Here is an 11,509-nt window from a genome sequence, read left to right as displayed (position 1 = left end):
GGGTGGTGGCGGTGGGGCAGGTTCAGGAGGTGGCGGCTGATCGTTCGGATCATCCATCTGCCAGACCAGGGGCGTGAGGCCGGATTCGGCCTGGGCGCTACCCGAGGCCAGCCCCAGGCCGCCGATCGCGACGCCGCCCGTCAGCAGCGCGCCGGCAATCATCCGATTCAGGGTGCGGTTGGTGTGCATGTTGTGATGCCCCTTTGTTCGTCGCAGCCCTGCGTGACCGCCTGACGCAAATTGTTCGCCTCGTGCGGCCCGAATACATGGGGCAGTTGACCTATTTGGCGCCGGTGCCGGGAGGTGTGAAGGAAAATCTGGTTAGCTTCGTCCCTACTGCGGGAGGCCATCATGTCCGACACCCTCGACGCCCTCGTCCTCGATCTCCTCGAATGGATCGGTCGACGCCCACGTCCCTACGGTGAAGTCCTCGACGCTTGGCGGACGTCGTGTCCGCGCTTGCCGGTTTGGGAGACCGCGGAGGAGCGTGGTTTCATCGCCCGCCGACCTGCACCGGAAGGCGGCGCCGGAGTTGCGGTTTCCGCCGCCGGGGCGGAGCACCTGCGCCAGCATCGCCGCACCCTTCCCGACCGCGATACTTAAACCGTTGCGGACGCGGAATAGCTCTGTGCGGTGCACGGGTTGCGCCAGTAATGAACACATCTGGCACCGCCACCCCCGACCTCGGCCGGTTCGGCTTCATCGGACTTGGCGCCACCCCCGATCAGGCTCAGGAAATTGAGCGGCTGGGCTACGGCACGATTTGGATCGGTGGTTCGCCGCCAGCCGAATTATCGTTCGTCGAGCCACTTTTGGAGTCGACTACCGCGATCAAGGTGGCTACCGGAATCGTCAACATCTGCACGGCCGCCGCCAAGCCGGTCGCCGACTCGTTCCATCGCATCAACGCCGCCCACCCCGGCCGTTTCGTACTCGGCATCGGGGCAGGCCATCCCGAAGTGCAGGGGCAATCCGGCAAGCCGTACGAAGCGCTGGTGTCGTACCTCGACGAACTCGACGAATACGGCGTACCGGCCAACCAACGCGTGCTCGCCGCGCTAGGGCCGCGGGTGCTGAAGCTGTCGGCCGAACGCACGGCCGGAGCGCACCCGGCCAACGCGACACCCGAACACACCGCGCAGGCCCGCGAGGTCATCGGGCCGAATGCACTCCTTGCGCCTATACACAACGTGGTGCTGTCTGCCGATGCCGAGGAAGCACGGGCCATCGCGCGCAAGGGGCTGGACCATTACTTCAGCCTGTCGAACTACGTAAGTAATTGGAAACGGCTAGGTTTCACCGACGCCGACGTAACGCGGCCCGGCAGCGACAAGTTCATCGACGCCGTGGTCGCCCACGGGACGCCTGAACAAATCGCCAACCGTCTCGGCGAGTATCACCAGGCCGGCGCCAATCATGTCGCGATCCTGGCGGGGAGCGTGTATGACACCGCATTGGCATTGCCGATATTGGCCGAGCTCGCCGGGCCACTTGGCCTGTCGCGTTAAGGTCAGGCCCAACGAGTACGGGGCCGACGAGGGGTGACCGAGCGTGAACGTGGCTAGTCTGTTTGAGCTGCACGGCAAGAAGGCGCTCGTGACCGGCGCCTCCAGCGGTATCGGCAAGCAAGTGGCGCTGGCGTACGCGCAAGCCGGGGCCGCAGTGGCGATAGCCGCCCGACATCCTGCGCCGCTGCAGGAGTTGGCCGCCGAGATCGCTGCCGGCGGCGGAACGGCGGTGCCGATCGTCTGCGACGTCACCGAGCCCGAACTGGTGTCCACCATGTTGAACCGGGTCGACGATGAGTTGGGCGGGATCGACATCGCAGTGTGCAACGCCGGGATCATCGCCCTCAACAGCCTGCTGGACATGCCGCTGGAGGATTTCCAGAGCATCCAGAATACGAACGTCAACGGTGTCTTCCTGACCGCGCAGGCGGCGGCACACGCCATGGTCGTCGGGAATCGCGGTGGAACGATCATCACTACGGCATCGATGTCGGGCCACATCATCAACACGCCGCAGCAGGTGGGCCACTACTGCGCGTCGAAGGCAGCTGTCATACATCTGACCAAGGCAATGGCGATGGAGTTCGCACCACACAACATCAGGGTCAACAGCGTCAGCCCGGGCTACATCCTTACCGAACTGGTCGAGCCGCTAGGCGAGTACCACGCGCTGTGGGAACCGAAGATCCCGCTCGGACGCTTGGGCCGGCCCGAGGAACTCGTCGGCATATACCTTTATCTGGCGAGCGACGCGTCGAGCTATATGACCGGATCCGACATCGTGATCGACGGGGGCTACACCTGCTGGTGAGGGGACCGTGATCGTCCGCCTGCTCGGCGGGCTTGTCGACAAGGGCCATCTCGGTAGTTTGCCGATCACAGCCATGGCGCCGCCAGGGGCGCGGAGCGGTCGGCAGAAGTTGCTCCAGCAGCAGAACATCCGCGGGATGCGATAGATTCTGCGACGGTCGAATCCACACGCGCGGCGGCCGCGAGTTCGCGAAGATCAGCAGCCGCGCCACAAGAGGGGGTCTGTGAGCGCCGAACCGCCGCTGCTGCTGGCGCTTGACCTGACCGGGACTTTCGTCTTCGGCCTGAACGGAGCTTTGACAGCGGTGCGGGTTGCACGGCTCGACATCGTGGGTGTCGTGGCGCTGGGCATGGCTACGGCGTTGGGCGGCGGAGTGATTCGAGATGTTCTCATCGGTTCCATACCGCCTGCGACCTTTCGTGATTGGCGCTTCTTTGCGCTGGCGGTCGCCGGTGGACTAATCGCGTTCGTCCTCAGCAAGCACCTCCATCGATTGGAGACGTCGATCACGGTTCTTGACGCGATCGGGCTCAGCGTTTTCGCGGTAATCGGCACCAACAAGGCTGTTTCATTCGGACTGGGGGTAGGGCCCGCGCTTCTGTTGGGCGCCGTCACCGCGGTGGGCGGCGGCACGATTCGGGACACACTCATCGGAAAGATTCCAACTGTGCTTCGCAGCGAGCTATATGCGATCCCCACGCTGGTCGCCGCAGCGATCACCGTCGCCGCTATGCGGATGGGTCTTTACGGACTGCCGACCGCCCTGGGAGCCGCCGCGGTCTGCTTCGCTATCCGGATGCTCGGCGTCCGCTTCGACCTGAACGCACCGACCCCGCGTGGAACTGCCGGCGACAAAGCAGAGTCGCCTGATTCGGATCCGCCGCATTCCCCTCCAGACGAGCAATGATCGACCTGGCCAGCCCGCCGACCACGGTTGGCGCGCGTTAACAATTCAGCCGAGGCGATGTTCAGAGGTCGCAGTGGGGTCGAGACCAAAGACTTCCACTTCGGCTGACTTACCTTTCAGCGCATGGGATCCGCGCTCGGTGAGCCTGGGCGGTCGAGCCCTGAGAGCGTCGACGGTCTGGCGGGTGAGAAGGATCGCGTCGGCGGTGGTCTTAGTGAGCTGCTCGACGCGGGCCGCAACGTTGACGGTGTCGCCGATCAAGGTGAACTCCAGCTTGCCTCCCCCACCGATGGTGCCCGCGATCACCACACCGGTGTTGATCCCAATGCCAATGCGAAGCGCGTCATCAAATCGCTCGGCGACGAGGCGCTGAATCATCACCGCGGCGTTAACTGCGGCATCGGCGTGATCGGTGAGATCGTTCGGAACGCCGAACACGGCGAGCGCACCGTCGCCGAGGAACTTGTTGACATGCCCGCCGGCCTCAACCACCGCCGGCACAACGATTTCGAACAGCGCGTTGAGGTGAGCGACGGTGTCCTCGGCGGTGTTCGCCTCGGCGAACGGAGTGAAGTCGCGAACGTCGACGAACATCACCGTCACTTCACGGCGCTCGCCGGTGAAGACATCGTCACCCTGCTCCAGCAGCCGCGCCGCTAGGGCGGGGTCCACGTAGGTGCCGAACGCCGACTGAAGTCGTTGCCGCTCAGCCAAACCCGCCTGCATGCGGTTGAACGACGCTGCCAATGCACCAAGGTCGTCGTCTTGAACCACTGGGAGTCGCTGGGTGTAATCGCCGGCCGCGACACGTTCGGTTCCTTCGGCGAGATCGCGGATGGGTCGCAGGGACGGTGCGAAGATGGCACCGACGGTGAGCGGGGTGAAGCCAATCACCAACACGCACGCGATCACGATGGCCAGCACTGGGGCGTCGACGGCCGAAGCGAACGCAGCCGCCAGCATCGTAGCGGAGATGGCGTTGGTGAACGCGACCGCGAGCATGGACAGGTTCGACCACGCGGCAAATGTCGGTCGAGAGCGCGGCATGGCGTCGCCGATCCCGGTATCACCGGCGATCGACACCCGGGCCGGCCGCAGCGCTCCTTCTACGTAGCTATGCACAGCCATCAGCTGGCCGATTCCTCCCGCGACGGCGCCCAGAATCGCGTATTCAGCTAGCCGTGACCCGCTTGCCCCGGCGATTGCGCCGACACCCGCGAAGAGTAGCGCGGCCCACACAGCGGTGACAGACACAGCACGGGCAGCCGCCCCGCGCGCGTAAACGTAGGTGGAGTCCAATGCGCGCGCCGGATCGACCTCCTGACCGGCTGCCCACCGCTCAACAATGCGAAGACTGCCCAGGCCCGGAAGAACGATTAGGTACTGCAGCAGCACCGCGACGGCAACAGTGACGACGGCCGCCTCGACGTATCGATCGGACTTCTGCAGGGCGACAATGACAAACGACCAAACAAGTAAGGTAGGCGCCCCTAGGACGACGGTGATGGCAAAGGCCGCCCACGAGTACCTCGCCCCGTACCGATCCCACGCCCACTGCCAGATGCGGTCCATGTCGGGAGACTAAGTGTTCGCGAGTGCTGAGCTACGAAAACACCTCGGGCCGGTTCGTCGCCACACCGGCGATTGGGTCAGCTCGCGCCCGTCGCAATCACCTCGTCCACCTCGAGGGCCCGGTCGGCCATCTCGGCATGTGCCTTGTCGAGCGCGTCGGCCTGATCCTCATCGGCCTTCATCAGCGCCTCGATGTCGAAGCCGCCCATGTCGAGCACACCCATGTCCGCGAAGGCCTTCTGCACCTTGTCGCCCCACAACCCGATGTCCTTGACGATCGGCACGATGCGGCTGAACAAGTGCGAGCGGAACTGGATCATCAGCGGCGACGTGTCGACCCACTCAGCACAGGCTTGGACGTCCATGCCGAGGGTCTCGAAGACCTCTTCGCCTCGGAACCGGTCGCGCATCAGGTAACACGCGTCCACGACGAACTCTTCACGCTCGCCACGCTCGGCCTCGGTCAGCGCGGAGTAGTAGTCCTTCAGCGAGATTCGGCCGAAGGCGACGTGCCGGGCCTCGTCCTGCATGACGTAGGCCAGCACCGCCTTGGCCAGCGAGTCCTGCGCCGACATGTCCCGCAACACCCCGAAGGCGGCGAGTGCGAGCCCTTCGATGAGGACCTGCATGCCGAGATAGGGCATGTCCCAGCGCGAGTCGCGCAGGGTGTCGTCCAGCAGCGCGGTCAGGTGCTTGCTGATCGGGTAGACCAGGTCGACCTTCTCCTGCAGGAACCGCGAGAACGCCTCGACGTGCCGGGCCTCATCCATGGTCTGGGTGGCCGCGTAGAACTTCGCGTCCAGGTCCGGGACGACCTCGACGATCTTGGCCGCGCACACCATCGCACCCTGCTCGCCGTGCAAGAACTGCGAGAGCTGCCAAGCCTGGAAGTGCTGGCGCATCTCGGCGCGACGAGCGTCGTCTGCGGCGTCCCACATCGGGCTGCCGAACAGTGGATGGAACTCGTCGGGCAGCCCGATCGGGTTCATCGGGTCGACGTCTTGGGCCCAGTTGATGCGTGACTGGGCATCCCACTGCTTGTCCTTTCCCTTTTGATACAGGGAAAGAAGGCGGGCGCGACCTTCGTCGTACTCCCACGTGAAGCGCGCGTCGCCGGCACTGGGGACCTCCCACGAGTAGGGCGCGGGCACTTCCGTGTACTTGTCCTTCGTGCTCATGAGCTGCTGCCTTTCTGCCCGCGTGACCAGCGGTCATGTGACGGGTATCACATTGCACCGCGTGTGGCAGCCGCGTCAACCCTGACGGGCGGGCCGCCCCAGCAATCGTCACCCGGGTGCGATAGGACTCTCGCAGTAGCGCACTACTGAACTTTCGCCGTTTCAAACCGCCAAGGAGACCGGCATGACGACAGAGCAGACTGGCCACCACGCGGTGTCGTCCGAGGGCGTGGTGACCGTGACCGAGACAGGTTCGGGGACGTATACGCAGCAGATTGACGCCGGGCACCACCGGCTCGTCGCCGACGAGCCACAGCCGATTGGCAACGACACCGGGCCGACGCCCTACGATCTGCTCCTGGCCGCGCTCGGGACATGTACCTCGATGACCGTCCGGATGTACGCCAACCGCAAAGGCTGGCCGCTCGAGCGAGTTCGAGTGACGTTGCGGCACTCACGCATTCACGCGGAAGACTGCGCCGACTGCGAAACCCGCAGCGGCTGGATCGATCACATTGATCGCGACATCGAGCTGGTCGGCGACCTCGACGACGCGCAACGGCAACGGCTATTGCTCATCGCCGAACGTTGCCCCGTTCATCAGACCTTGACGTCAGAGGTCGCCGTCGCCACGTCCTTGCTGTGACAGCCGGCACCCCGGCCCGGTGATCACCCGTCGCCGTCAATCACTGCGGTGACTTGAATCTCGACTCGCATTGTTGGATTTGCGAGAGCTGCGACGCCGACGCACGTCCACAGTGGAGCACGTTCACCCATACGGCGGCGAAACTGATCCGCCATCGTGGCTAGGTGATCTTGTCCGATCGTGCCATCAGCGTTCGGCAAGTGGTACGAGTGAACGCTGATCACGTGTCGCCACGATGCTCCCGCGGTCGCCAGTGTCCGCTCAACATTGTCGAAGGCCTGAATCACTTCGTCTCGGACCGACTCCGGAAAACACCAACTGTCATCCCAACCACCCTGGCCGGAGGTCTCGACCCGGTTGCCGTGCCGAACCGCCTGCGAATAGTGGAAGTTCTGCCTTTGGCGATCGCCATATCCGGGAGTGACGAAGAATGATGCGCTGTTCATGTGTGCCATTTTCCGGGTGTGCTCGCGACCGACGATAAACAGACCTTGAACAAGGAAACGCCCCCGGCCGATCGACCGGCGGGACACTCGATCCTTACGACATCATGCCTGTCTCCTCACGGCCCGAAGGGATCCGAAGGGATAGTTTCAGGAGATCAGGCTCGTCAGAATCCCACCCATATCCGGGATCGCGCTGGTGCTCAGTACTGTGCCGATGTCGGCTAGTGCGGCGGGATCGAACGCTGTGCCGATGTCGGCTAACGGGTTGAGGTCCATGGCCGACGTCAAGGCGCTGGGGTCCAACGCCTCGGTCGCAGCCGCTGTCAAGGCGCTTGCCGGCTGGATGCCCAGAGCAGTCAAAATTTCCTCCCAGATTTCCTGAAGACCCCCGATGAAACCTGCTAAAAGGAGGGCACCGAGAAAAACAAGGCTGCCGAAGTAAGCTTCCACTTGGCCCCAGAAGTCGGTGCTGTCCGCTGCGTCGGCGAGCGTCCCGCTGAGATCACCCATGCTCGGCAGCACGCCGCTGAGTTCGCTGCTCAGCGCTCCACCTTCGGGCGCGAGGGCGTCAGTGACCGAGTCCCACAGCGACCCGCCGACGCCACCGAGACTGCTGGCCACTGCATCGAAGGGGGCGATCAGATCGCTGAGGGTCTCGGTGGCGGCAAGCTCAACCGTGCGCTGCTCGATATGGGGTGCAGCCACTGGGGTGACATAGATCAGGCCGGCGCCAACCACGACAACGCTGGCGGTCGCGTAGGGACGAAGTGCGAGTTGCATAATCATCTCCTTCGATGACGGCCAACGGTTCCTTGCCGTTGGCTACCTCCGATAGGAATCGTTACTCGGGTGCGGTGAGACGAGCGCAGTGGCGCGCTACTGCAGATTCGCGCGCTGCCGGCACGGCACTACCGAGTCGCGGTCTTGAGCGGAAGCGCCATCCACTGGCCATCGGTGCTGAGAACCAGATCACCGACCTCGCGACCGAACGCGGGTAACCGCTGGGTCTAAGCCGAAGACCTTTGTGGGGGCTGACTTTCCCTTAACAGCGTGCGCTCCCCGGTCAACGAGTCCGGGCGGTCGAGAAACCAGGGCGTCGACGGTTTGGTCAGTGAGAAGGATGGCGTCACCGGTGGTCTTGGTGAGCTGCTCGACGCGGGCAGCCACGTTCGTCGTGTCGCCGATCAGGCCGAACTCAAGATGAGCTCCGCCGCCTATGGTGCCGGCGATCACCACACCGGTGTTGATCCCGATGCCGATCCGGAGGTCACCGCCGAATCGCTGGGCGACGAGGCGGTGAATCCGCACAGCGGCGGTCACCGCGGCGTCGGCGTGATCCGCGAGATCGTTTGGTGCCCCGAAGACGGCCATCGCGCCGTCGCCGAGGAACTTGTTGACGTGCCCTCCGGCGTCGACGACGGCTGGCACCACGATCTCGAATAGCGCGTTGAGCCGGGCGACGGTGTCCTCGGCGGTGTGCGCTTCGGCGAACGGGGTGAAGTCGCGGATGTCGACGAACATCACCGTTACCTCGCGGCGCTCACCAGTGAACACGTCATCACCCTGGGCAAGTAGCCGCGCCGCAAGCGCTGGATCGACGTAGGTGCCAAACGCCGCCTGAAGTCGTTGCCGCTCAGCCAATCCCGCCTGCATGCGGTTGAACGACGCCGCCAGCGCGCCCAAGTCGTCGTCCTGAACCACCGGCAGGCGTTGGCTGAAGTCACCGACGGCAACACGTTCTGTTCCTTTGGCGAGGTCGCGGATCGGTTGCAAGAACGGTGAGGTCGTCACGACAGTTAGCTGCCCGGAGATAAGCGTTAACGCACACCCAATCACGACGGCGACGACGGGATCCTCGCGGGAGCGGTCGATCAGGGACGCCAGCATCGCGCCCGCGGTGGCGAACGCGAACGCAACCGCGAGCGTGTAAATCTTGGACCACGCGGCAAAAGTCGGGCGAGAGCGCGGTAGGGAGTCACCAATTCCTGTGTCACCGGCGATGGCGGCCCTCGCCGGCCGCAGCGCTCCTTCCACGAAACTGTGCCCACTGATCACCCCGACGGCCCCGCCGTACGCGGCACCGACAATCCCGTACTGGACCAGCCGCCACCCGGTCCCCCCGGCGATCCCACCGACAACAACCCCAAGCAGAGCGGCCCCAACCACATCGGTCGCGAGCAGTCGGCCAATCAACCTGCGCGTATAGGTGAAGGTGGCGCCCAGCGCCGTCATCGGATCGATCTCGTGGCCCGCTGCCCACCCTTCAAACGGGCGCACCTCTTTCGAGCCGGGAAGAACCAGCAGGTAAACCCGCACCAGCATGGCGACAGCGGTGACGACGGCGGCGGCGATGTAGCGACCAGATCCCTCGAACGCGATAATGATCAACGAGTAGCTGAGATAGACCCACAGCCCCGGTGGGTATACGAGGGCACAGATCGCCCACGAATACCTTGGTCCATATCGATCCCACACCCACTGAAAGATCCGGTCCATGCCGCGAGACTAAACGTCCGTAGCGATTAAGCTGCGGCTATTAGTGGGGCTCCCGCCGTTCGCCGTTTGCCGTCAGAAACGAAGCACCCCCGGCCGTATGACCGGGGGTGCTCCTTTCAACTATCTAGTGAGCGTGGCCGTGGTGGTGACCGGCGTGCTCGGCCTCCTCAGCGGGCTTCTCGACGATCGCGGTCTCGGTGGTCAGCACCATGCGTGCCACCGATGCGGCGTTGAGCACCGCGGACCGGGTGACCTTGACCGGGTCGATGACCCCGTCGGCGGCCAGGTCGCCGTACTTCAGCGTCGCTGCGTTCAGCCCGTGGCCGACCGGCAGCTCGCCGACTTTGCTGACCGCCACCGCGCCGTCGAGCCCGGCGTTGGTCGCGATCCAATACAGCGGGGCGCTGAGCGCGTTGGAGAACACCTCGACTCCGCTGGCCTCATCGCCGGACAGCGATTTCTGCAGCTTCTTGAGTGCCTTGCGGGCGTGCACCAGCGCGGATCCGCCACCGGGGACGATGCCTTCTTCGACCGCGGCCTTGGCGGCGGCGACGGCGTCCTCGACGGCTTCCTTGCGCTTCTTGAGTGCGGTCTCGGTCGCGGCGCCGACCTTGATCACGGCAACGCCGCCAGACAGCTTGGCCAGCCGCTCCTGCAGCTTTTCGCGATCCCAGTCGGAGTCGGTGGACTCGATCTCGGCCCGCAGCTGCTTGGCGCGGTTGTCGATGGCCTCGGCACCGCCGCCACCCTCGACGATCACGGTGTCGTCCTTGCTGACCACCACGCGGCGAGCCGAACCGAGCACGTCGAGACCCACCTCGCGCAGCGACAGGCCGACGTCGGGATTGACCACCTGACCGCCGGTGACGATGGCCAGGTCCTCCAGGAACGCCTTGCGACGGTCGCCGAAGAACGGCGCCTTGACCGCGACGGCCTTCAGCGTCTTGCGGATGGCGTTGACCACCAGCGTCGACAGCGGCTCGCCCTCGACATCCTCGGCGATCACCAGCAGCGGCTTACCGGCCTCAGCGACCTTCTCGAGCAACGGCAGCAAGTCAGGCAGCGAGCTGATCTTGTCGCGGTGCAACAGGATCAGGGCGTCCTCGAGCACGGCCTGCTGAGCGTCGAAGTCGGTGACGAAGTAGGCCGACAGGAAGCCCTTGTCGAAGCCGACGCCCTCGGTGAACTCGAGCTCGGTGTTCAGCGTCGACGACTCCTCGACGCTCACCACGCCGTCGTGGCCGACCTTGGTCATCGCCTCGCCGACCAGCTCACCGATTTGCTCGTCACGCGACGAGACGGTGGCCACCTGCGCGATACCGGTCTGGCCGGACACCGGGGTGGCCGATTTCAGCAGCGCCTCGGACACCGCATCGGCGGCCTTGCCGATACCCAGACCGAGCGCGATCGGGTTGGCGCCCGCCGCGACGTTGCGCAGTCCGTGCTTGATGATGGCCTGCGCCAGCACGGTCGCGGTGGTGGTGCCGTCGCCGGCGATGTCGTTGGTCTTGGTGGCCACCGACTTGACCAGCTGGGCGCCCAAGTTCTCGAACGGGTCTTCCAGGTCGATGTCGCGGGCGACGGTGACGCCGTCGTTGGTCACCGAGGGCCCGCCAAAGGCTTTGGCCAGCACCACATGCCGGCCGCGCGGGCCCAGCGTCACGCGGACCGCGTTGGCGAGCTTGTCCACGCCGGCTTCCATCGCCCGGCGCGCGGTTTCGTTGAACTCAATCTGCTTGCTCATAGGTCCTTACTTGTCCCGTCTCATAAGCGATCCGCCCCGGAAATCACCCACGCGTTGACGCAGGTGTTCGCCGGGGCGGAACACGCTTCTAGCTACTTGTCGACGACGGCCAGCACGTCGCGGGCCGACAGGATCAGGTACTCCTCGCCGTTGTACTTGATCTCGGTGCCGCCGTACTTGCTGTAGATGACGGTGTCACCC

The 11,509-nt window shown here is 64.7% G+C and carries 11 protein-coding genes and 2 pseudogenes; 5 read left to right on the top strand and 8 right to left on the bottom strand.

Annotation, left to right across the window (positions count from 1 at the left end; translation table 11 throughout):
- Window positions 1–189, bottom strand: a pseudogene (locus WAN02_RS05630) (hypothetical protein); the annotation flags it as partial.
- A gap of 162 nt (window positions 190–351) precedes the next feature.
- Between WAN02_RS05630 and WAN02_RS05625 the strand changes: the two are divergent.
- The 4 genes from WAN02_RS05625 (at window position 352) to WAN02_RS05610 (ending at window position 3,226) form a co-directional block, all read left to right on the top strand.
- Window positions 352–603, top strand: a complete 252-nt coding sequence (locus WAN02_RS05625) for a hypothetical protein (RefSeq protein ID WP_422263188.1) — start codon at window positions 352–354, stop codon at window positions 601–603.
- A 50-nt stretch (window positions 604–653) separates the two neighbouring features.
- Window positions 654–1,508, top strand: a complete 855-nt coding sequence (locus WAN02_RS05620) for an LLM class F420-dependent oxidoreductase (RefSeq protein ID WP_422263187.1) — start codon at window positions 654–656, stop codon at window positions 1,506–1,508.
- 43 nt (window positions 1,509–1,551) lie between these two features.
- Window positions 1,552–2,319 (top strand): SDR family oxidoreductase, encoded by a 768-nt coding sequence (locus tag WAN02_RS05615; RefSeq protein ID WP_422263186.1) that lies wholly within the window; start codon window positions 1,552–1,554, stop codon window positions 2,317–2,319.
- 223 nt (window positions 2,320–2,542) lie between these two features.
- Window positions 2,543–3,226: a trimeric intracellular cation channel family protein gene (locus tag WAN02_RS05610; RefSeq protein WP_422263185.1), complete on the top strand. Its 684-nt coding sequence runs from the start codon at window positions 2,543–2,545 to the stop codon at window positions 3,224–3,226.
- Window positions 3,227–3,271: 45 nt separating this feature from the next.
- Here WAN02_RS05610 and WAN02_RS05605 read toward each other — a convergent pair whose 3' ends face one another.
- Both WAN02_RS05605 and WAN02_RS05600 read right to left on the bottom strand, forming a co-directional pair.
- Window positions 3,272–4,798, bottom strand: coding sequence for an adenylate/guanylate cyclase domain-containing protein (locus WAN02_RS05605; RefSeq protein WP_422263184.1), 1,527 nt, complete (start codon window positions 4,796–4,798; stop codon window positions 3,272–3,274).
- Between the two features lie 77 nt (window positions 4,799–4,875).
- Window positions 4,876–5,976, bottom strand: coding sequence for a ferritin-like domain-containing protein (locus WAN02_RS05600; protein ID WP_422263183.1), 1,101 nt, complete (start codon window positions 5,974–5,976; stop codon window positions 4,876–4,878).
- Between the two features lie 184 nt (window positions 5,977–6,160).
- Between WAN02_RS05600 and WAN02_RS05595 the strand changes: the two genes are divergently transcribed.
- A complete protein-coding gene (locus WAN02_RS05595) occupies window positions 6,161–6,622 on the top strand; it encodes an OsmC family protein (protein ID WP_422263182.1) in 462 nt (153 codons plus the stop codon).
- A gap of 23 nt (window positions 6,623–6,645) precedes the next feature.
- On the opposite strand, the gene WAN02_RS05590 is transcribed toward WAN02_RS05595, so the two are convergent.
- From WAN02_RS05590 to WAN02_RS05570, 5 genes and pseudogenes are all read right to left on the bottom strand, one after another.
- Entirely contained in the window at window positions 6,646–7,068 is a 423-nt protein-coding gene (locus WAN02_RS05590; RefSeq protein ID WP_422263181.1) for a Rid family hydrolase, read from the bottom strand.
- Window positions 7,069–7,215: 147 nt separating this feature from the next.
- Window positions 7,216–7,848: a hypothetical protein gene (locus tag WAN02_RS05585; RefSeq protein ID WP_422263180.1), complete on the bottom strand. Its 633-nt coding sequence runs from the start codon at window positions 7,846–7,848 to the stop codon at window positions 7,216–7,218.
- Between the two features lie 189 nt (window positions 7,849–8,037).
- A complete protein-coding gene (locus WAN02_RS05580; RefSeq protein ID WP_422263179.1) occupies window positions 8,038–9,564 on the bottom strand; it encodes an adenylate/guanylate cyclase domain-containing protein in 1,527 nt (508 codons plus the stop codon).
- Between the two features lie 124 nt (window positions 9,565–9,688).
- The gene (gene groL / locus WAN02_RS05575; RefSeq protein ID WP_422263178.1) at window positions 9,689–11,308 is read right to left on the bottom strand and encodes a chaperonin GroEL; all 1,620 of its coding nucleotides are present in this window, start codon (window positions 11,306–11,308) and stop codon (window positions 9,689–9,691) included.
- A 92-nt stretch (window positions 11,309–11,400) separates the two neighbouring features.
- Window positions 11,401–11,509, bottom strand: a pseudogene (locus WAN02_RS05570) (co-chaperone GroES); the annotation flags it as partial.

This window comes from Mycobacterium sp. (assembly GCF_049281135.1).
In the GTDB taxonomy this organism is placed as follows: Bacteria; Actinomycetota; Actinomycetes; order Mycobacteriales; family Mycobacteriaceae; genus Mycobacterium.
This window is presented reverse-complemented; position numbering and strand designations above follow the sequence as displayed.